The following is a 21,461-nucleotide window of genomic DNA, read 5'->3' as shown; positions in this document are numbered from 1 at the left end:
TAGAGCGCGTGGGTGTCGCGTTGAGCACTAGAACAACGCGCAGCGGCATCTCGTGCCGCCGGGCCGAGCAGCGACCGGAGAGCACTCCAGCCATCTCAAGGAGCAGTCATGGAATCCCAGGCAGAAGCACCGGATCAGCAGTCTTCGGCGGGCCAGGTCTACGACCTGATCGTCATCGGGGGAGGAGCCGTCGGTGAGAACGCCGCCGACCGCGCCGTTCAGGGGGGCCTCAGCGTGGTGATCGTGGAGGCCGAGCTCGTCGGTGGGGAGTGCTCCTACTGGGCATGCATGCCCTCGAAGGCGCTGCTGCGCTCGGCCCAGGCGCTGCGGGCCGCCCACGGAGTCTCCGGAGCCGCCCAGGCGGTGACCGGGGAGCTCGACGTCGACGCGGTGCTCTCCCGCCGCGACTCCTTCACCAGCGGGTGGAAGGACGAGGGGCAGGTGAGCTGGCTCGAGGGCGCTGGGATCGAGCTGCTCCGTGGTCATGCCCGGATCACGGGGCCCCGGCAGGTCAGCGTCACCTCGGCCGACGGCGGCGTCCAGACACTCACCGCTCGCCATGCGGTGGCCATCGCCAGCGGCTCCGCAGCGGCGATTCCACCCGTGACCGGCCTGCACGAGTCACATCCCTGGACCAGCCGCGAAGCTACCAGCGCGCAGCAGGTTCCTGGCCGCCTCGCCATCATCGGCGGGGGTGTGGTGGCAGTGGAGATGGCCACGGCGTATGCCTCCCTCGGCTCCGAGGTGACGCTGCTGGCGCGCAGCGGGCTGCTCGGCGGAATGGAGCCCTTCGCCGGGGAACTGGTCGGCGAGTCGCTGCAGGCCCAGGGGGTGAGCCTGCGGCTGAACACCTCGCCGGTGAGTGTCGCCCGCACCCGCGAGGGAGTGAGGCTGGAGACCTCGGCCGGTGACGCGCTGCACGTGGACGAGGCGCTCGCCGCCACGGGTCGCACCCCGCGCACCGGGGACCTGGGTCTGGAGAGCATCGGTCTGGAGTCGGGGAGCTGGATTCCGACCGATGACACCATGCGGGTCCCGGGGTTCGACTGGCTCTACGCCCTCGGCGATGTCACGCATCGGGCGCTGCTGACCCATCAGGGCAAGTACCAGGCCCGGGCGGCCGGGGACGTCATCGTCGCGCGTGCCCGGGGGGCCCAGATCGATGATGCCCCCTGGGGTGCACATGTCGCCACGGCAGATCACGCGGCCGTGCCTCAGGTGCCTTCACCGACCCGGAGGTCGCTACGGTCGGGCTCACCGCGGCGGAGGCCCGTGAGGCCGGATATGAGATCCGGGTGGTGGACCGCGAGCTGGGCGACGTCGCAGGTGCGGCACTGTATGCCGATGGGTACTCGGGCCGGGCGCGCATGATCGTCGATGAACAGCGTCGGGTGATCCTGGGGATGACCTTCCTGGGTCCCGACGTGGCTGAGCTGCTGCATGCCGCGACGATCGCGGTCAGTGCCGAGGTCCCGCTGGATCGTCTCTGGCACGCGGTCCCGGCCTATCCCACGATCAGCGAGGTCTGGCTGCGGCTGCTCGAGGCCTACGGCCGCCCCGCAAGGACGGGGACCTAGGCGTCGGATGGCTCCTGGGACGCCTTGGCCGCCTCCACGGAAGGGTCCTTCCACCTGCCCGAACGCACTCCGCGGAAGTAGATCCGGCCGACCACCAGGGAGGCGATGAACAACACGATCATCGGGATCAGGACGATATAGACATTGCCGGTGGCGACCATGATCGGGATCGCCAGGGCGGTGACCAGCCCGCCTCCGAAGAACGGCTCGAAGAACAGCTGCTTATAGCCGAAGGCTCCAGGGCTGGGGACTCGTCGTAGGGATCGGCCACTCGCAGCAGCACCAGACCGGTGGCCGTGACGCCCATGGACTGGCCGAAGTCAGCGATGCCGCGCTCGAGCCAGAACTCCGGGATGATGCGTGGGGTGCAGATCAGCAGGATCGTGGTGCAGAACAGGATCCCCGCGACCGAGAGGATCAGGAAGGTCTCCCAGAAGTTCGCGATGACCTCCAAGGAGATGGTCGCCAGTGCGGCCACGATCAGGATGTCCAGGGCGAGCCCCTGGATGCGCTTCATCGTCTCGTGGTCGACCAGGTTGGTGTTATCGGTGCGATCCAGGATCAGCTGGATGATCACTCCACCGATCATCGCCAGCGGGAACAGCGGGACGTAGCCCAGCAGGGTCAGGCCCTCCTCGGAGAAGACCGATCCCGGCTGGCCCCAGAGCTGGTCCTCGACCCAGACCAGCCCTTCCAGGAGGAGCCACCCGATGATGATGGCCAGTCCCACGATGGCCACGTGCAGCGTCAGCGGTTCGATCGAGCTGGGACGCGCGGTCATCCGGCCGGTGGAGACGTTCTCCTTCTTGCTGTAGAGCCCGCGCAGTTCGGCCTTGGACTGCTTGGAGACGTTCTTGATCACTCGGGTCCGCCCGGTGCGCACGCCCCAGTTGATGACCGAGATGCCGATCAGGATGCCGAAGACGAGTCCCACAGTGGCGATGGCCAGGGCGAGGTCTGTGGCTTCTGGGATTCCCATGTCGTCGAAGGCGGGCTGCATGCCGGCCGCGGTGCCATGTCCACCCTCGAAAGCGATCTCGAGCAGCGCACCGAAGATCGGGTCCACCCCGAGCAGCGGAGAGAGCACCAGGAGTCCCAGCGTGATGCCTACGACGTACTGCCCGGAGCCGTAGGCCACTCCGATGGAGAGCTGCGGGCCGACCAGCTTTGCTGCCCGCACCGGGGACGGAATCCTCGATCCCAGGAACAAGGTGGCGAAGACCACTGAGATCAGCAGGCCGGGCAGTTCGGCCCAGACGTCGAAGATTCCAGTGGTCAGTAGGCCCCCGTCCTCCAACCAGCCCCAGCCCAGGGGCTCGCCGAGACGGCCCAAGACCTGGGGGCCGATGATGAGTCCGATGAAACCCGCGATGATGGCGCTGGGCAGCAGGAGCTTCTGAATGAATGGCACTTTGACCCGGACGTATTTGCCGATCAGCATCACTGCTGCCAGCAGCACGATCGCAAACCCGACGACCTCTGGACTCATCCGATACCCCTCTCCGAAGTGGACCGCCCAGGACGGCCGCACGTGTGAAGAGAAGCACACCACAATTCAGGCCCTGTGGCGAGGACCTGACCGGGCCCGGCTGATGAGGGGTTGGGTTCAGTTCCCGAGTCCTGCGGTGTTCCTGGCTTCACAGGTTGTGATCGGACATACGACCTGCGCCAGGATCATGGGACCGATGTCGAACGGTGCTGTCATCCAAGACTCTTCGCAAGAGGGCGTGCCTGGAGCACAGATCCATTCCCCTCCAGACGTTTCGAAGCACGTCGCTGCAGCTGCAGCTGGCGACGGGAAGGCGCTCCCGGGCCGGTGCAGTCATGCCCCCTTGAGTTCGCGGTCTTCATCGGCGAGGTCCGCACTCTTGGTCTGTGAGGATCGATCGGGGTGTGACGGTCCTGGGCTTTGGGTGCTTTGCTCGGGTGTGGGGATATGGAAGATGGGCAGTGCCAGGTGGACCAGCGGGCCGATGAGCAGGACCACGGCGACCGTTCCAACTCCGACAGGGCCACCAAGGAGCCAGCCGAGGAGAAGAACTGTGCCTTCGATCGCGGTGCGCACGAACCAGATGGGCAATCCGAAGCGGCGGTGCATTCCAGTCATGAGCCCGTCTCTGGGCCCGGGTCCGTATTGCGCACCGATGTAGAGCCCGCTCGCCACGGCGAGGAGGATCAGGCCGCCGGCAAACAACAGGATGCGTGCCCATAGGGTCTCGGGTTCCCGGAGGACCGCCAGGCCGACCTCCGCACTGGGGCCTACGAGGAGGACATTGAGGATGGTGCCGACTCCGGGCTTCTGCCGAAGCGGGATCCACAGCAGCAGCACGATCAGGCCGATGATGTTGGTCATGACGCCGAAAGGGAGGCCTGTCTGCAGTGCGGAGCCTAGACCCAGGACGTCCCAGGGCGAGACGCCGAGGGTGGCTCTGATCATCATCGCGAGCGAGAACCCGTAGAGGAACAACCCGATCAAGAGTTGGGTGCTGCGCCACGCGCTGAGAAGACTCATGAGAGAAGTTCACCAGCCGATTGGCATTACGACAAGATGCCAATTGTGGCAGGGTGGACTGATGATGGTTCTCACTGCTCGCCGGTTGGCCGCTGAGCTCGGTGCCTGGCGCGTGGCCGGGCCCGCCTATAGCGCGCTCGCGGATCGCATCAGGCTTCTCACCCTGGATGGACGGATTCCGCTCGGCACGCGGCTGCCCGCGGAACGTGAGCTTGCCTCCGAGCTGGGGGTGAGCCGCACGACCGTCGCCGCGGCCTATGCGCGTCTTCGAGAGGCTGGGTACCTCCACAGCACCCGTGGATCGGGCAGCGTGGTCGCGATTCCGGGACGTTTTAGCCCGGTGGAGGACGTCGAGGCGCGCACCACCACCACTCTCGACTTCAGCAAGGCCGCGCTCCCCGCGGCCCCGCAGGTCGGGGAGGCCTCGCTGCGAGCCGCCCGAGCGTTGCCGGCCTACTTGAGCGGCACGGGCTATGATCCACTCGGGCTGCCACGACTCCGCCAGGCGCTGGCCGAACGGTACACGGCTAAAGGCCTACCGACCGACCCTGAGAACATCATGGTGACGCTGGGTGCCCAGCATGCGATCTCACTGATCACCAAGACCTTCCTGTCCCGTGCAGATACCGCTCTGGTGGAGGCTCCGAGCTACCCCCACGCCTACGACGCCTTGGGACTCGCTGCTCGCAAACTCGTGACCGTCACGGTCGACCCTCGACGGGGCTGGGACGATCACGGGCTCATGCAGGCTTTCCGCAGCGCGAATCCGGCGCTCGCGTATGTCATGCCAGATTTCCACAACCCCACGGGCGCCGTCATGCCGGCTTGCCAGCGCGAGCTGCTCATGGACCTCGCCACCCGCCACGACTCGCTGGTGGTCGCAGATGAGACGACGGCGGACCTGCGTATCGACGGGGCCGCGGGAGCGCCGCTGGCGGCGTATGGGCCGGCGATTCTTGTGGGGTCTATGGGCAAGACGGTGTGGGGAGGGCTGAGGATCGGGTGGATCCGCGCGCAGCCCGAGAAGATCAGACGACTCGAGCAAGCACGATACGCCCAGGACCTGGGCACCCCGATCCTCGAACAGCTCATCGCCCTTGAGCTGCTCGGGCAGTACGACGAGATCCTGCGCTTCCGGACCGTTCAGCTCACCGAGGGGCGCGATCACGTCGAGCACCTGCTCCGAGCGAACTTCCCCCAGTGGGAGGTGCCGCACGTCGCGGGTGGGCTGTGCACCTGGGTCAACATCGGAGAACCTGTCAGTTCTCAGCTCGCCCTGGCGGCGCGCGACGGCGGCCTCCCCATCGGTGCCGGCCCACGGTTCGGACTCGGGGGAGCCTTCGAGCGCTTCCTCCGCTTCCCACTCAGCTACCCCGCGGAGGAGACCAGCCTTGCGGTGGAGATCTTGGCCGAGGCCTGGCGCCGCGTGGACCAAAGCCGCGCGGTGGGAACAGAGTTCAAGCCTGCCCTGGTCTGAGGTGCGGCTGAGAGCTTCACTGCTCGCAACTCGACGACGTGGCCGAAACGATGAATCAGACAGAGTTGCCGGAATGCCGCCGTCTGCCGCTGTCATCCACAGGTCCTCTGTGCTGGAAGGGGCCGAACTTGCGAGGACGAAGAAGTCGACCTTAGAAGGGTTCAAGCCGTGGGTGAAAACCTCAATACAGTCGGGTCCTACGCCGACGACTCCTACATTGGAAGCAGGAACAGCTCCGTCGGAGCCTCTTGAAAAATGCCGCCCAGGAGCACCTTGCACACCGTCCGATACAGGTCAGGTCACCCGCAGGAGTGTCGATCCCAGCGGCGCGAGACCAGGCTCACCAACCGGCGCCGTCAGCCATGCACCGCCTGTCGAGGTGCGTCGAGGATACTGAGGATTCCACAGTGGTCGGCGCGGCTGCGCGTGTGGGTCTTCTTCGTCGTGTGCCGATCGGCGGCTAGGTGGCTAGGTGGCCGAAGGGTCTGCCCGCCGAAACGTCAGGGACCATGGTTGCTTCCCTCTGGTCAGCTGCTCCCACCCGTCTCGGGCCAGATCGTCTCGCAGCTCATCCAACGCGGCGGTGAGTCCCGGTGCCCACTGCTCCTGGGGAGGGATGGAGTTGGTTGACCCTGCCACAGGGAACGTGGAGCTCTTGTACCGCGTTTCACCATTGACCTGACCCACAAAGCGCTGTTGCGTGCTTCCGGACTGTGAGGCCAAGACGGTCAGCAGTCCGGCCCACCATGAGGTGTCCCCGACGTTCTCCAGGACCGCGGTCAGCGTCTCTGTTCCAGGAGTCATCCACCCATGGTTGTGCTGCAGCCTTGAGGCGTAAAGGCTCGCCGTCCACTCAACCCCACCAGCACCGCCCTGGCTCACTCCTCTAGTCGCGGCATCCGTACCTCAGCGAAGGGGTCGTAGCTGGCGGCGCTGGGCTGCCAGGCGGACCGGGGCATTGGCCGCGCCGTAGCCGTCGTAGGTCCCCGTGCGCTGGACCATCTCCAGGAAGAGCCCCCCGATCGTGGGGGTGTAGAAGTGGATGAACTCGCCGTCGGCGTCTCGGTCATAGAGCAGGTTCAGCGTCTTCAGCTGGGACAAGTAGTCCTCATCCAGCCCGAAGCGGGCGTGGAGATCGGCGTAATAGTTGTCCGGGATGGACAGGAAGCGCAGTCCGCGCTCCTGCGCTCGCGCGCCAGTTCAAGGATGTCCGTGCAGGTCACCGCGATGTGACGCGGGGGCAGCGGGGCAGTGGGTGGGGCCAGGTTCAGCGGCAGCCGCACCGTGGCATCGGCGGTGCGCATGACCTGGCTGCGCACCAGGCCCTGTGGGCTGGGCACGTTCTCCGGGGTCTGCGCCTGCAGCCCGAGCACGCTGTGGAAGAAGAGCACCGTCTCTTCGAACTCATGCCAGCGGTAGGACAGGTTGATGTGATCCACCGCGTGGCTGGACTCCACGGCAGCCTGCCCACCCTCGAACTCGGTGACCCAGGTGTCTTCAGCCGGCGCATCGTTGAAGTAGATGACCGTCCCGTCCGGGGCGCCGAGGGCTCGGAGCTCGTGGTCCCCGGCGTAGGTGCGGCGGAACACCACCGGCGCGCCCAGCGCAGCTCCGCGGGCAAGGGCCTGGCCGGCGTCGTCGACCAGCAGTCCGATCGCTGAGAGGTGCGGTGCCGGTTGCTGGCTCTGCTCATTGAGGATGATCCGGGTGGAGCCCAGGGTCCACAGGCGCACCTGTTTCGTGCGGTGTTTGCCGCGGAAGGTGAAGCCGAGCTGGTCCAGGGTCTCATCCGCCGCCCCGAGATCGGATCCGGTGATCTCCACGAAGTCCACGCTGCGCGGGCTCTGCGCGGAGGGGAGCCGGTCGGTGCTCCACCCATTGGCTGCCGAGGCGCGGTCCGCCAGCCAGGTCAGCGACCGTCGTGCATGGGCGGCGGTGCTGGTGACATCGGTCTGCCGAAAGGTGTCGTTGAAGACCTCGAGTGAGAGCGGACCTGTGTAGCCGGCCTTGAGCACATGGGTCAGGAAGCCGCTGAGGTCGAAGGAGCCTTCGCCGGGGAACAGTCGGTGATGCCTGCTCCAGGAGAGCACGTCCATATCGAGCTGCGGTGCGTCGGCAAGCTGGAGGAAGAAGATCTTCTCCCCGTCGATGTGCTCGATCTCCGCCGGGTCGTGGCCGCGGGCCAGGATGTGGAAGCTGTCCAGGCAGGTGCCGAGATTCGGGCGGTCGGCGAGCTGGACCAGCCGCCAGGCGTGTCGGTAGTCGTTGACGTAGCGGCCCCAGGCCAGTGCCTCATAGGCGATCCGGATTCCGTAGCCGGCGGCGAGGTCGGCCAGCGCGGCCAGTTGTTGGGCGACCACCGCGTCGTCGTCGACGGTGGCCGTGCCGGCGTTGCTGCACACCAGGATGGTCTCCGCGCCCAGGCGGTTCATCAGCTGGAACTTCGCCTCGGCGCGGCGCAGGTTCTCCGCGAGCAGCTCTTCGCTGACGCCTTCGAAGTCGCGGAAGGGCTGGAACAGGTCGATGCGCAGCCCCAGGCGCTGGCACAGCGCGCGAATCTCTTCCGGAGATTCGTAGGAGACCGTGAGGTCGGTGTCCATGATCTCGACGCCGTCGAACCCCGCATCGGCACAGGCCTGCAGCTTGTCGGTGAGACTTCCGGAGAGGCAGACGGTGGCGATTGAGGTGCGCATAGCGGCAATGTACCAAACATTACATTGCGCGGTCAGCGTTGAGAGGCGGATTCAGCGTGCATTCTGACCCGAGAACCGCGTCAACCACTCGGAGAATCCGCCCCTCAGCGAAGGGAGGGGAGGTTCAGCGGATGGATAGGATCACTGCATGGATCAGGAGCCCCCCGCGCAGCCCGGCGTCAATCGCAACGAGTTCGTTCGATCACTCTCGACCGGGCTCCGGGTCCTTGAGTCCTTCTCCGCCACGGAGCCCAGGCTGACGCTCTCCGATGTCGCCCGGCGCGCCGAGATCAGCCGGGCCACCGCACGGCGCATGCTGCTCACCCTGGTCCATGAGGGTTACGCCTATACCGATGGCCGGTTCTTCGAGCTCACGCCCAAGGTGCTCGGGCTCGGGCAGGGCTACTGGTCCGGGCGCGGCTGGCATGAGCTGCTGCAGCCCTCGCTCGGTGAGCTCTCCGGGAAGCTCGGCGAATCCTGCTCGGCGGCGCTGCTTCTCGGCGATGAGGTGATGTATGTCTGCCGGGTGCACACCCGCCGGATCATGCGGATCGACCTCGGACTGGGCACCAAGCTGCCGGCGTTGGCCACCTCGATGGGGCGGGTGCTGCTCGCCGGGCTGGGGGAGGAGGCGCTCGAGGAGCGTCTGCGCACCGCAGACCATCGGGCCTACACCTCGCGCACCGTCACCGACCCGACCCGGCTGCGCGAGATCATCGCGGAGGTCCGCGCCACAGGCTATGCGGTGGTCGATGAAGAGCTCGAGGACGGGCTGCGCTCGGTGGCGGTTCCGGTCCGCGACGCCGCCGGGAACACCGTGCTCGCGCTGAACACCTCGCTCTCGGCCGGCAGGGAGTCCGCTCAGGAGTCCTTGGCTCGGACGCTGCCTGATCTGCAGCGCTGCGCCGCGGCGGTGGAGGACCTGATCCGATCCCTGGGTGAGGACGTCCGTCGGCTCACCGTGCCCCAGGGCCTCTGACCCGCACCTCTGGAAAAACCAGGAAGCGCCGACTATGCTTCCTGGTACATAGCGCACACATGTTTGCATAGCGAACATAGGTGTGGCTTCGTCCAGGGATCAGGGAGCTCATATGCAGGACGTCTTCGTCTATCAGGGTCTTCGGACCCCCTTCGGCAAGGTCGGCGGGGCCCTGGCCGGTCAGCGTCCGGATGACCTCGCCGCGCTGGTGATCTCCGAACTGGTGGCACAGGCCCCCGGGCTGACCCCGGAGAACGCCGGGGAGGTCGTCGGGGAAGTGGTCTTCGGCAACGCCAACGGCGCCGGCGAGGAGAACCGCAATGTGGCGCGCATGGCCTGGCTGCTCGCGAAGCTGCCGGTCCACGTGCCCGCCACCACGATCAACCGACTCTGCGGATCCTCCCTGGACGCCGCGATCTCCGGGGCTCGGCAGATCGCGCTGGGGGAGACCGATGTGATCCTCGCCGGCGGTGTGGAATCCATGTCGCGGGCTCCCTGGGTGCTGCCCAAGACCGAACGCCCCTTCCCGATGGCCAACCTCGAGCTGGCCAACACCACACTGGGCTGGCGGCTGATCAACGAGCGCATGCCCAAGGAGTGGACCGTCTCGCTCGGGGAGGCCACCGAGCAGCTGCGCGAGCGCCACGGTATCGGCCGCGAACGGCAGGACGCCTTCGCGGCCCGCTCCCATGAGCTTGCCGCCCGCGCCTGGGCCCAGGGCCACCTCGCCGACCTCACCGTGGCCGTGCCCGGCGTGGACCTGGACACCGATGAGACCATCCGGGCCGGTGTCACGAGTGAGAAGCTCGCCGGGCTGCGGACGGTCTTCCGCTCCGAGAACGGCACCGTCACCGCCGGCAATGCCTCCCCGATGAACGACGGCGCCTCCGCCGTCTGGCTCGGATCCGCGGCCGGCGGAGAGAAGCTGGGCCTGACCCCACAGGTGCGGATCGCCGGCTGGGCCGCCGCCGCCAATGAGCCGCAGTACTTCGGCTACGCCCCGGTTGATGCCAGCAACAAGGCGCTGGCCCGGGCCGGGATCGGCTGGGCCGAGGTCGGTGCGGTGGAGCTCAATGAAGCGTTCGCCGCGCAGTCCCTGGCCTGCCTCGACGCCTGGGATATCGACCCGGAGATCGTCAACGCCTGGGGCGGCGCCATCGCGATCGGCCATCCGCTGGGCGCTTCGGGCACCCGTGTGCTGGCCACTCTGGCGAAGCGGATGCAGCTCAGCGGCGAACGCTGGGGCGTGGCAACACTGTGCATCGGCGTGGGTCAGGGCCTCGCCGTCGTGCTGGAGAACGCAACCACCCATCCCACCCAGAACTAGAGGGAAGAATCGATGACTGAATTCGTAGACACCGCCGCCGAGGCCGTCGCCGGCGTGCGCGACGGCGCCACGGTGCTGCTCGGCGGCTTCGGCAACGCCGGGCAGCCCATGGAGCTCATCGACGCGCTCCTGGACTCCGGCACCACCGACCTGACCGTCGTGAGCAACAATGCCGGGCAGGGGGACCGCGGTCTCGCGCTGCTGATCAAGGAGCGTCGGGTGCGCAAGGTGATCTGCTCCTTCCCGAGGCAGTCGGACTCCTGGCACTTCGATGCGGCATACCGCGCCGGGGAGCTCGAGCTGGAGCTGGTGCCGCAGGGCAACCTCGCCGAGCGGCTGCGCGCCGCCGGTGCCGGCATCGGCGCCTTCTTCACCCCCACCGGCTATGGCACAAGCCTTGCCGAGGGTAAGGAGACCCGCGAGATCGAGGGCCGGAACTACGTGCTGGAACACCCGATCCGCGGCGACGTCGCGCTGATCAAGGCGCTCAAAGCCGACGACGTCGGCAACCTGGTCTTCCGCAAGACCGCCCGGAACTTCGGCCCGGTGATGGCCGCCGCCGCCTCGCATACGGTCGTCCAGGTCGCGGAGCTGGTGCCGAGCGGCTCCCTTGATCCGGAGAATGTCGTCACCCCGGGCATCTACGTGGACACGGTGACGGCCCTGACTCCGCGCACCAGCCAGACCCAGGAAGTGAAGGAAGCATGAGCAGCCAGAACAGCACCGCCAGCCAGATGGGCCAGCAGCCGCTCTCCCGCGAAGACCTCGCGAAGCTCGTCGCGGCCGACATCGCGCCCGGCTCCTACGTGAACCTCGGGATCGGCCAGCCCACCAAGGTCTCCGACTACCTCACGCCCGAGCAGCAGGTCACCCTGCACACCGAGAACGGGATGCTCGGCATGGGCCCGCAGGCCCACGGTGAGGACATCGACGAGGAGCTGATCAATGCCGGGAAGATCCCGGTCACCGAACTCCCCGGCGCCAGCTACTTCCACCACGCCGATTCCTTCGCGATGATGCGCGGCGGACATCTCGACGTCTGCGTCCTGGGCGCCTTCCAGGTCTCGACGGGCGGGGACCTGGCCAACTGGTCCACCGGTGCGCCGGACGCCATTCCGGCTGTGGGTGGAGCCATGGATCTCGCCATCGGGGCCAAAGAGGTCTTCGTGATGATGTCGCTGTTCGCCAAGGACGGGACGCCCAAGATCGTGGCCGACTGCAGCTACCCGGTGACCGGGCTGGGCTGCGTGAGTCGGGTCTACACCGATCACGGGGTCTTCTTGATCGAGGCGCGGGACGGCGGGCCCCGGCTGGTGCTGCGCGAGGCCTACGGGATCGCACCCGAGGAGCTGGTGAAGCGGTTCGACTTCCCGGTGGTGATCGCCGGCTAGCCAGCTGGTATAGTCATCAGCTGTGCCCAGGCGAGGGGGCGACATCTGCGGATCGATCCGTGAGACGTCAGCCCCGTGATCGACGAGGCGAACTTGCAGGAGAACATCACCGCTGCTCATGCGCGGAGAGCCTGGAATTCACTTGTCGTTGGTGCCTGGATCAATACGAATCCAACCAACGAAGGACAACACCATGGCTGACAAGATTGTCATTCCCGCCACGAAGCGCACCGAGTTCGGCAAGGGCGCAGCCCGCAAGGCCCGCCGCGACGACCTGATCCCGGCAGTGGTCTACGGCCACGGCGAAGACCCCATCCACGTCGTGCTCCCCGGTCACCAGACCCACCTGGCAGTGCGTAACCCCAACGCGCTGATCACCCTGGACATCGAGGGCACCGAGCAGCTGGTGATCCCCAAGGCCATCCAGCGCGACATCATCAAGCGCTCGATCGACCACATGGACCTGCTCACCGTGCGTCGCGGCGAGAAGGTCGTCGTCGACGTCTACGTCGAGGTCACCGGCGAGCCGGCAGTCGGCTTCGAGTGGATCCTGGAGCAGGCCACCGTCTCCGTCGAGGCCGAGGCGACCCACCTGCCCGAGCACGTCACCGTGGACATCACAGACCGCGACGAGAACGCCCTCCCGGAGCACATCGCGCTGCCCAAGGGTGTCACGCTGGCACTGAGCGACATGGAGTCCCCGGTCGTCTCCATCCACGAGCCCGTCGAGCAGGACCTGGGCGAGGAGGAAGAGACCACCGAGGACGAGGCCGCTGAGGGCGAGACCGCCGAAGGCGAGTCCGAGGAGAACGCCGAAGGCGAAGACAGCTGAACAACCTCACGCTGAGACTCCACTAGGCTCGAAGCATGGCTTCAGAGACGTGGTTGGTAGCGGGACTCGGGAACCCCGGGTCCCGCTATCGTCATACCCGGCACAATATCGGGCATATGGTGCTCGAGGAACTCCTCGACCGCATGGACGCGAAATACACGCGGACCAAGGTCGGGGCCAAGGCCGTGGCGGCTCGATTGGGTCCCGGCGGACCCAAGGTGGTCTTCGCGATCTCCGAGGGCTACATGAACCTCTCCGGGAAACCGGTGCGCGGACTGATGGACTACTTCTCCGTCCCTACGCAGAACCTGATCGTGGTCCACGATGAGCTCGACCTGGACTTCGGCCGAGCCAAGCTCAAGCGCGGCGGCTCCGAAGGCGGGCATAACGGGTTGAAGTCCATCACCACCCACCTCGGCGGCGACCGCGACTACCTGCGCGTGCGCGCCGGAGTGGGCAGGCCCCCGGGACGCATGGACAGCGCGGACTACGTGCTGCAGAAGTTCAGCGCCGCCGAGCAGAAGGAGCTGGGGATCTTCATCTCCCGCCTGGCCGATGCGGTGGAGCTGCTGGTCTCCGATGGACTGCCGGCCGCGCAGAACGCCGTGCACTGATCCTGACCCCTGGGCCCGGACCCCTTGCACTGACCGTGGTCACTGGCTCTGAGCATGACCGTGCGCCCTGACCCCTTGCACTGACCGACGGCGTCCCGCCCGTGCCCAGCCCCGGGGCGACAGATTCGAGCTCACGCCGCGGGTTTCCACAGCTGGTTTCCACAGCTGAGGCGAACCGCTTGCGCAACGCCGGGAACCTCTGTAGGACCTAAGGCCCTACATCTGGCACGCCGAGCGGGAGAGGCTGGTCACAGCTCGTCAGACGGCGAGCAGCGACGAGGAGGCCCGCCTGTGATTATTGCTACCAGAACGCGTTCAGACCACAAGATCCACTCGCTGGTCCTCGCCGAACTCGACTGGACTCCTGATCTCGACGCCTCGGAGATCCAGGTCGAGGTGGAGGCGTCTGTCGTCACGCTCTCGGGGGCGGTGGGGGATTACTTCGAACTCCTCGCGGCCTCGCGCGCCATGCGCCGGGTCCACGGCATCGCGGGCGTGACGAACCACCTCATCGTGAACCCACGGTCGGCCAAATGGGTCACCGACGCCGACATCGCCCGGGTCGCGGAACGCGCACTGACCTGGTCTGCGAACATCCCGGCCAGCGTGCGGCCACAGGTGGACTCCGGGTGCATCACGCTCACCGGGCAGGTCGACTGGCACTTCCAACGTGATGCCGCCGAGCGGGCCGTGGAGAACATTCGCGGGGTCCGGTCGGTGCTCAACGAGATCAGGCTGATCTCCCGCCCAGGCGCCGAAGACGCCGCAGAACGCATCCGCACCGCGCTGTTTCGCAACCCACAGGTCGACGCCAGCCATATCAACGTCACCGTGGTCGAGAACACGGCGGTGCTCACCGGCTATGTCACCACCCTGGCGCAGAAGAACCAGGCCGGGGCGGCCACCTGGTCCTCCCCGGACGTCACCCAGGTCGACAATCGGATCAACGTTCGACCCTACTGAGCGGCACGCGGCCGGGCCGCGGGAGCCGGTCGATCCCGATCGAGGACGGTCATCCGAAGCGCTGACCGATCTCAGTTCCACAGAACCACAGCGCAGGGGGCGCATGATGTTCGATTGGCTCTATCTCTGGAATCTGATCTGGTCCTTCTTCCTGATCCTATCCCTGGTCTTCGTGCCGGCCTTCATGGTGCTCGTCTACTTCATCACCCGGGAGTCCAGGGCGCAGGAGACCCTCGCGCAGACCCGCAGGCCTGCCCGAGGATCCTCTGAGAAGAACACCGCAGCGACCACGGGTGTGGTCGGTGCGCCGTCGATCCCGCCGCTCGCGCGGCCCTCGATCCCGCCGCTGGGTCGTCGCGCCGCCCGCCACCAGGGCAGGAGGGCCGCGTGACGCCCGCAGCAGGTGCAGGCGCGCTTCGGCCCGTCGGCCACAGCGGCAGCCGGATCAGCTGCGGCTGGAGATCCAGGCGCTGACCTCGCGGGCCTGCAGGTCCACGAACTTGCGCATATACGGCTCCGCGGCTGCCTTGATCTTCTTGCCCACGATCGGGATGCTGACGTTGACGTCGCCACGGACCGTGGAGAGCGTCTCGGTGGCCCCGCGCACATGCAGGTTCTGCGCGGACTGCGCGGAGACCGGAGCCGAGGAGATCTTCACCGCAGTGTCGGCCCGGCGTGAACCCGCGGCGTCGGGTGCGCCCCAGGAGTGGGTCACGTGCACGCTGACCTCGCCCTTGATGACCTTCTTGGCGATCTCCGGCAGCTTCTCGGCCGACATCGACTGCTCGGTGATGATCTCGAAGGGACCCTCCAGCGGACCGACGACCTCGAAGCTCACCAGCTTCGCACCGACCTTCTTCGAGAGGTGCTCATTGAAGTCTCGATCGGCGTAGGCCTTGATGATGTCCTGCGCGCTGTGCGGAATCACGAGCTCTGATTCAAGTGCCACTGGTGGTCTCCTCGTTGACGTCTTGCTGAAGGCGTTCGGCGACGGCGGTCACGGAACTTTCCCATTGTAAAGTTGCGCGAGTGACCATCATGACTCTTCTCCTGCTCCTGGGCGGTTTCGTCCTGCTCGTCGGCGGTGGCGAGGCCCTGGTTCGAGGGGCTGCCTCGCTGGGCCGCACCGTCGGCCTGTCCTCCCTGATCGTCGGCCTGACCGTGGTCTCCTCCGCCACCTCGGCCCCCGAGCTGGCCGTGAGCACCGGCGCCGCGCTCAGCGGCTCACCCGGACTCGCCCTGGGCAACGTCGTGGGCAGCAACATCGCCAACATCCTCTTCGTCCTCGGACTCACCGCGATCTTCGGGGCGCTGGTGGTCAAGGTCCAGCTGATCAAGGTCGACATCCCGATCATGATCGGGTTCTCCGTGATCGCGCTGCTGATGGCGCTCGACGGCGGCGTCAGCACCCTTGAAGGCTCCGTGCTGGTGGGGCTGCTGGTGGTCTACCTCGCGGTCACCGTGGTGCTCGCCCGGCGTCAGACACGGCGCGAGCAGGCCGCTTCGAGCGAGCAGGCCATCTCGAGCCAACAGGGCACGCTCGACGTCGACCGGGCGGTCGGCGGCGGCTCGGTGAAGCTGACCAAGGGGCTGCGCACCACGAAGCGGCGCTCGATCATGGTGGACCTGGGGCTGCTCGCCGTGGGCATCGCGCTGCTCGTGGTCGGCGCACAGATGCTGGTCTCGGCGGCGAGCAGCATCGCGCTGTCCCTGGGGGTCAGCGACCTGATCATCGGGCTGACCATCGTGGCCATCGGCACCTCGCTGCCGGAGCTCGCCACCAGCGTCATCGCGGCGCTGCGCGGAGAACGTGACATGGCGGTGGGTAACCTGGTGGGCAGCAACATCTTCAACATCGGTGCGGTCCTCGGGCTGACCTCGATCATCTCTCCCGAGGGGGTGGAGGTCGCCTCCGCCGCCGTGAACTTCGACCTGCCGGTGATGATCGCCACCGCGATGGTCCTGCTTCCGCTGGCGTTCACCGCCCAGGCGATCGGACGCTGGGAGGGACTGGTCCTGGTGACGTTCTACAGCGCGTATGTGGTCTACCTGGTGCTCTACGCCGCCGGTCACGCCGCGCTGCAGCCCTTCAGCTCCGCGATGCTCTGGTTCGTGCTGCCGATCACCGCGCTCTGGATCACCGCCCTGGTCGGCTACGAGATCGGGGTGCTGCGCACCCGCCGCGCGGCCCGGACCGGGAAGCTCCCGGGCGGCGGGTCATCCGCGGAGGAGCCCGGCAGGACCGGGGCACCCTAGCCGGATCAGCGAGTATCCTGTGGGAGGCCCGAACTCACGAATCTCCCACCGCGCCGAAACCCCACCGCGCCGAAAACCCCGCCCGCGGATCTCCGGCATCGTCCTGTATGCGAAATGAGGCGTCACTCTTCTATGGCTCTGTCAGGTCTGCGCGCAGCGCTCACGGCGAACTCCTCCTATAAGCGGGTCGCCGCGGCCGCCGCCCACCCGGCAGGGGAGCGCACCGAGGAGCTGCAGATCGCCTCGACCACCGGGCTGCGTCCCGCGCTGATCGCGGAGATCGCCACCACGCTGCGCCGCACCAGCTCCACCGGCACGCTGCTGGCCGTCACGGCCACGGACCGCGAGGCGGATGAGCTGGCCACCTCGCTCGCCGCCTACGCCCCTGACGCCGCCGTGGCGCACTTCCCCTCCTGGGAGACCCTGCCCCACGAGCGGCTCTCCCCACGTTCCGACACTGTCGGACGCCGGCTCGGGGTGCTGCGCCGGCTCGCCCACCCGGATCAGGCCGGAGGGGTGCTCGACGTCGTCGTCGCCCCGGTCCGCGCGGTGGTGCAGCCGCTGGTCGCCGGGCTGGGCGACCTCGCGCCGGTGCGGCTGAAGGTCGGTGAGTTCGCGGACTTCGACCAGACCGTCGCGCAGCTCGCCGACGCCGCCTACTCCAGGGTGGACATGGTCACCCGGCGCGGCGAGTTCGCCGTGCGCGGCGGGATCCTCGACGTCTTCCCGCCCACCGAGCCGCATCCGGTGCGCATCGAGTTCTTCGGCGACGAGGTCGAACAGATGCGCTGGTTCGCCGTGGCCGATCAACGCTCGCTGGACACCGAGTCCACCGAGCACCCCGAGGTGCTCGACGCCGCCCCCTGCCGCGAACTGCTGATCACCGAGGCCGTGAAGGCCCGCGCCAAGGAGCTCATCGCGCAGATGCCGCACGCCGCGGATCTGCTCACCAAGCTCGCGGAGGGGATCGCGGCCGAGGGCATGGAGTCCCTGGCTCCGGTGCTGGTGCCCGAGATGGTGCCCTTCGTGGACCAGCTGCCCGCCGGTTCGCTCACCGTGGTGATCGAACCCGAGAAGACCCGTGGACGCGCCCATGACCTGGCCGCCACCAACGAGGAGTTCCTCGCCGCCGCGTGGTCCGCAGCCCCCGACGGCGCGGCCGCACCGTTGGACCTCAGCGGCACCCAGATCGGCAGCGAGCAGCAGGGCCTGGCCTCTGGGGGCTTCGCCAGCCTCGCTGAGACCCGGGACGCCTCGATCGCCCACGGGGCCGGCTGGTGGTCGATGACCTCGCTGGGACTGGACGAGGAGCTGGAACAGGACGCCGACATCGTCTCGATCGCCTCCCGCGAGCCGATCGGCTACCGCGGCAGCGTCGAAGACGTGATGACCTTCCTGGGCGAGCGGGCCAAGGCGAACTGGTCCGTGGTGGTCACCACCGCCGCCGCCGGTTCCGCCCAGCGGGTCCAGGAGCTGCTCAACGAGCACGAGGTGCCCTGCGTCCGGGTCGAGACCCTGGACCAGCCCCCGGCCCAGGGCACGATCACAATCTCCACCGCGAACGTCTCCGAGGGCTTCGCCGTGGACCCGCTGCAGCTGGCGCTGCTCACCGAGTCGGAGATGCTCGGCCGCGCGATCCGGCAGGACTCCGGCTCCGCCCGGAAGGTCCCGGCCCGGCGTCGTCGTCACGTGGTGGACCCGCTGGCGCTGAAGCCCGGAGACTATGTGGTCCACGAGCAGCACGGCATCGGGCAGTTCGTGGAGCTGATCCAGCGCAAGGTCGGCTCCCCGCAGGCGATCAAGGCCGGCACCGCGGGCATCCGCGAGTACCTGGTCCTTGAGTACGCCGCCTCCAAGCGCGGCGGCGCCAAGGACCGGCTGATGGTCCCCACCGACCAGCTGGACCAGGTCTCGCAGTATGTCGGCGGAGAGGCGCCCTCGCTCTCCAAGATGGGCGGCAGCGACTGGTCCCAGACCAAGCGCAAGGCCAAGAAGGCGGTCAAGGAGATCGCCGGCGAGCTGATCAGGCTCTACGCGGCACGCATGGCCTCGCGCGGGTTTTCCTTCGGCCCCGACACACCCTGGCAGTCGGAGCTGGAGGACGCCTTCCCGTATGCCGAGACCCCGGACCAGCTCACCGCCACCGATGAGGTCAAGGCCGATATGCAGCGCGAGATCCCGATGGACCGGCTGATCTCCGGCGACGTGGGCTACGGCAAGACCGAGATCGCGATCCGCGCCGCGTTCAAGGCGGTGCAGGACGGCAAGCAGGTCGCCGTGCTGGTGCCCACCACACTTCTGGTCTCCCAGCACTACGAGACCTTCACCGAGCGCTACGCCGGGTTCCCGGTGCGGGTGGCCCCGCTCTCGCGGTTCCAGACCGCCAAGGAGTCCAAGGAGACGATGGCGGGTCTGCGCGAGGGCAGCGTGGACATCGTCATCGGCACCCACCGGCTGCTCTCCAAGGAGGTCGACTTCCACGACCTGGGCCTGGTGATCATCGACGAGGAGCAGCGCTTCGGCGTCGAGCACAAGGAACAGCTCAAGAAGATGCGCACCAACGTGGACGTGCTGGCCATGTCCGCCACCCCGATCCCGCGCACCCTGGAGATGTCCATGGCCGGGATCCGGGAGACCTCCACGCTGGCCACTCCGCCGGAGGAGCGGCACCCGGTGCTCACCTATGTCGGGCCCTACACCGATAAGCAGGTCTCGGCCGCGATCCGCCGCGAGCTGATGCGCGAGGGCCAGGTCTTCTTCGTGCACAACCGGGTCGCCTCCATCGACGCCACCGCCGCGAGGATCCGCGAGCTGGTCCCCGAGGCACGCGTGGAGGTCGCCCACGGTCAGATGAGCGAGACCCGGCTGGAGCAGATCATCCAGGACTTCTGGGAGAAGCGCTTCGACGTGCTGGTCTCCACCACGATCATCGAGACCGGCCTGGACATCTCCAACGCCAACACCCTGATCGTGGACCGGGCCTCCACCTACGGGCTCTCGCAGCTGCACCAGCTGCGCGGACGCGTCGGGCGTTCCCGAGAGCGGGCCTACGCCTACTTCCTCTACCCGGCGGAGAAGCCGCTGGGCGAGGTGGCTCTGGAGCGGCTGCGCGCGGTGGCGGCGAACAACGAGCTCGGTGCCGGCTTGCAGCTGGCCATGAAGGACCTCGAGATCCGCGGCGCCGGCAACATGCTGGGCGGGGAACAGTCCGGGCACATCGCCGGGGTCGGCTTCGACCTGTACCTGCGCCTGGTCGGTGAGGCGGTGGCCGACTATCGCGGGGACACCGAGGAGACCTTCACCGAGGTCAAGATCGAGCTTCCGATCAACGCCCACCTGCCCCACGACTATGTTCCGGGGGAGCGGCTGCGCCTGGAGGGCTACCGCAAGCTCGCCGCGGCGGACACCGAGGAGAAGATCGCCGAGGTCATCACCGAATGGCAGGACCGCTACGGCGACCTGCCCGACCCGGTGACCAACATCGTGGAGGTGGCCCGGTTCCGCAACCGCGCCCGGGCCGCGGGCATCCACGACGTCGGCACCCAGGGTCAGTCCATCCGGTTCGCCCCGGTGGCCGAGCTCGCGGAGTCCAAGGCGATGCGTCTGGAGCGGATGTATCCGGGCAGTCAGCACAAGGTCACCATGAAGCAGGTGCTGATCCCCAAGCCCAAGACCAGCGGGATCACCGGCGTGGAGCTCACCGACGGGGAGCTGCTGGCCTGGCTGAATCAGGTCTTCGAGGCGATCTTCCCGCCGGTCTGAGCCGCGCCGGGGCGGCGCAGCGCCGACCGCGGCAGTCCGTTGAGCGGCAGCGCCAGCGGGGTGCGGTTGACGATCGTGCCCAGCGCCCAGCAGATACCCAGCGCGATCACGGTGCGCAGCACCGGGTTCTCCAGATCGAAGAGGCGCAGCAGCAGATAGAGCACCAGCGCGTGCGAGAAGACCACGAAGGTCGCGGTCTGCACCAGCTCAGAGATGACCAGGCCCAGGACGCGCCCGCGCCGCGGCTGGTGCGAGGGATCCGCCCGCTGCGGCTGCTGGCCGCCGAGCAGCGCATTGACCGCGGTGGAGAAGAGCAGCACCAGGCCTATGCTGATCAGCACCGAGACTGCGGGGGAGAGCAGGAATGTGCCGAAGCCAGACCATTTGATGTTCATCGTCGGCACGCCGCTGGCCACGGCGCCGAAGCCTATGCCCAGGCAGAGCAGCCCCCACCAGGGTTTGGCCGGCAGGCCCTGCCCGCGCGGTGAGCGCATGAAACGGCCGAACCAGTGTCCGGCCAGCATGAAGGCCATACAGGCCGGCACCAGACCGATCCCCAGCGGGGTGTAGGCCATGGCGGAGTCGGGCAGCTGAGCCAGGGCGAACCCGGAGACACCGACGAGCACCCCGACCCACCAGGGCAGGGCGAGCACCGCGCGCAGCAGCAGCGCGGCGAAGAAGAGCACCGAGATGAACCAGAAGGCCAGGAACGGCATATCGGTGCGGGCCCCGCCGATGAAGGCACCGCTGATGGTGCCGGGTTCGAAGGGCCAGGGGGTGTGCGCCATCGCCAAGACAGCGGAGCTGAGCAGCAGCAGCCAGACGAGGTAGGGCAGCGCCAGGCTCTTGCTGCGGGCCTGCAGCTCCCCGGTGAGGCTGCGCGAGGTGGAGAAGAAGAACCCGGCCAGGAAGAAGAACAGCGGCATCCGCCAGATCTGCAGGTACTCGGCTCCGGGCATCCCGGCCCAGGCATGCCCGATGACCACCGCGGCGACCGAGATGACCCGCAACAGGTCGATCCCGAGATTCCGAGCGCGCACGGGTCGCAGTGCCGAGGTGGTCATCACGGTCCGGGCGG

General features: G+C 67.6%; 18 protein-coding genes and 1 pseudogene. 12 read left to right on the top strand and 7 right to left on the bottom strand.

Translation table 11 applies throughout. From position 1 onward, the window contains the following. Positions 1-108: 108 nt before the first annotated feature. Positions 109-1,577, top strand: a pseudogene (locus BG28_RS12235) (NAD(P)/FAD-dependent oxidoreductase). Here the strand turns inward: BG28_RS12235 and BG28_RS16350 are convergent. From BG28_RS16350 to BG28_RS12225, 3 genes are all read right to left on the bottom strand, one after another. Next, positions 1,574-1,738 carry a hypothetical protein gene (locus BG28_RS16350; RefSeq protein WP_235181099.1) on the bottom strand — a complete coding sequence of 55 codons (165 nt, stop codon included), beginning with the start codon at positions 1,736-1,738 and terminating at the stop codon, positions 1,574-1,576. The pseudogene BG28_RS12235 and the gene BG28_RS16350 overlap by 4 nt on opposite strands. Continuing rightward, positions 1,705-3,066: a sodium/glutamate symporter gene (locus tag BG28_RS12230; RefSeq protein WP_235181098.1), complete on the bottom strand. Its 1,362-nt coding sequence runs from the start codon at positions 3,064-3,066 to the stop codon at positions 1,705-1,707. Before BG28_RS12230 ends, BG28_RS16350 begins: the two co-directional genes overlap by 34 nt. Before the next feature lie 333 nt (positions 3,067-3,399). Next, positions 3,400-4,089: a YitT family protein gene (locus BG28_RS12225; protein ID WP_235181097.1), complete on the bottom strand. Its 690-nt coding sequence runs from the start codon at positions 4,087-4,089 to the stop codon at positions 3,400-3,402. Between the two features lie 61 nt (positions 4,090-4,150). Here BG28_RS12225 and BG28_RS12220 point away from each other — a divergent pair, with 61 nt between their 5' ends. Further along, positions 4,151-5,566, top strand: coding sequence for a PLP-dependent aminotransferase family protein (locus BG28_RS12220; RefSeq protein WP_036477272.1), 1,416 nt, complete (start codon positions 4,151-4,153; stop codon positions 5,564-5,566). A gap of 906 nt (positions 5,567-6,472) precedes the next feature. On the opposite strand, the gene BG28_RS16860 is transcribed toward BG28_RS12220, so the two are convergent. Together BG28_RS16860 and BG28_RS12210 are read right to left on the bottom strand one after the other, a co-directional pair. Beyond that, a complete protein-coding gene (locus tag BG28_RS16860) occupies positions 6,473-6,667 on the bottom strand; it encodes a hypothetical protein (RefSeq protein ID WP_369797236.1) in 195 nt (64 codons plus the stop codon). Beyond that, positions 6,655-8,259, bottom strand: coding sequence for a TIM barrel protein (locus BG28_RS12210; RefSeq protein ID WP_369797235.1), 1,605 nt, complete (start codon positions 8,257-8,259; stop codon positions 6,655-6,657). The genes BG28_RS16860 and BG28_RS12210 overlap by 13 nt, the downstream gene beginning before the upstream one ends. A gap of 148 nt (positions 8,260-8,407) precedes the next feature. On the opposite strand from BG28_RS12210, the gene BG28_RS12205 reads away from it, so the two are divergent. The 8 genes from BG28_RS12205 (at position 8,408) to BG28_RS12170 (ending at position 14,756) form a co-directional block, all read left to right on the top strand. Further along, positions 8,408-9,238, top strand: coding sequence for an IclR family transcriptional regulator C-terminal domain-containing protein (locus BG28_RS12205; RefSeq protein WP_051501408.1), 831 nt, complete (start codon positions 8,408-8,410; stop codon positions 9,236-9,238). 112 nt (positions 9,239-9,350) lie between these two features. Continuing rightward, positions 9,351-10,565, top strand: a complete 1,215-nt coding sequence (locus BG28_RS12200; protein WP_036477269.1) for a thiolase family protein — start codon at positions 9,351-9,353, stop codon at positions 10,563-10,565. Positions 10,566-10,577: 12 nt separating this feature from the next. Continuing rightward, positions 10,578-11,273 carry a 3-oxoacid CoA-transferase subunit A gene (locus tag BG28_RS12195; RefSeq protein WP_036477267.1) on the top strand — a complete coding sequence of 232 codons (696 nt, stop codon included), beginning with the start codon at positions 10,578-10,580 and terminating at the stop codon, positions 11,271-11,273. Further along, positions 11,270-11,956 (top strand): 3-oxoacid CoA-transferase subunit B, encoded by a 687-nt coding sequence (locus BG28_RS12190; protein ID WP_036477264.1) that lies wholly within the window; start codon positions 11,270-11,272, stop codon positions 11,954-11,956. Before BG28_RS12195 ends, BG28_RS12190 begins: the two co-directional genes overlap by 4 nt. Before the next feature lie 193 nt (positions 11,957-12,149). Beyond that, a complete protein-coding gene (locus tag BG28_RS12185) occupies positions 12,150-12,788 on the top strand; it encodes a 50S ribosomal protein L25/general stress protein Ctc (RefSeq protein WP_036477262.1) in 639 nt (212 codons plus the stop codon). 35 nt (positions 12,789-12,823) lie between these two features. Continuing rightward, entirely contained in the window at positions 12,824-13,402 is a 579-nt protein-coding gene (gene pth, locus BG28_RS12180; protein WP_036477259.1) for an aminoacyl-tRNA hydrolase, read from the top strand. Positions 13,403-13,693: 291 nt separating this feature from the next. Then, entirely contained in the window at positions 13,694-14,365 is a 672-nt protein-coding gene (locus BG28_RS12175; RefSeq protein ID WP_036477257.1) for a BON domain-containing protein, read from the top strand. Positions 14,366-14,468: 103 nt separating this feature from the next. Continuing rightward, positions 14,469-14,756 (top strand): hypothetical protein, encoded by a 288-nt coding sequence (locus BG28_RS12170; protein ID WP_036477253.1) that lies wholly within the window; start codon positions 14,469-14,471, stop codon positions 14,754-14,756. A 54-nt stretch (positions 14,757-14,810) separates the two neighbouring features. Here the strand turns inward: BG28_RS12170 and BG28_RS12165 are convergent, their stop codons facing one another. After that, positions 14,811-15,314, bottom strand: coding sequence for a DUF2505 domain-containing protein (locus tag BG28_RS12165; protein WP_051501407.1), 504 nt, complete (start codon positions 15,312-15,314; stop codon positions 14,811-14,813). Positions 15,315-15,403: 89 nt separating this feature from the next. Here BG28_RS12165 and BG28_RS12160 point away from each other — a divergent pair, with 89 nt between their 5' ends. Then, a complete protein-coding gene (locus BG28_RS12160) occupies positions 15,404-16,621 on the top strand; it encodes a calcium/sodium antiporter (protein ID WP_341802709.1) in 1,218 nt (405 codons plus the stop codon). A 132-nt stretch (positions 16,622-16,753) separates the two neighbouring features. After that, a complete protein-coding gene (gene mfd, locus BG28_RS12155) occupies positions 16,754-20,383 on the top strand; it encodes a transcription-repair coupling factor (RefSeq protein ID WP_036477247.1) in 3,630 nt (1,209 codons plus the stop codon). Here the strand turns inward: mfd and BG28_RS12150 are convergent. Continuing rightward, a complete protein-coding gene (locus BG28_RS12150) occupies positions 20,350-21,447 on the bottom strand; it encodes an acyltransferase family protein (protein WP_051501406.1) in 1,098 nt (365 codons plus the stop codon). The two genes, mfd and BG28_RS12150, sit on opposite strands and share 34 nt — an antisense overlap. Positions 21,448-21,461: the final 14 nt, after the last annotated feature.

The sequence above is a fragment of the Nesterenkonia sp. AN1 genome, from assembly GCF_000582475.1.
GTDB classification, from domain to species: Bacteria; Actinomycetota; Actinomycetes; order Actinomycetales; family Micrococcaceae; genus Nesterenkonia; species Nesterenkonia aurantiaca.
Note: the sequence above shows the minus strand (reverse complement) of the source record. Positions and strands in the feature narration are given on the sequence as shown.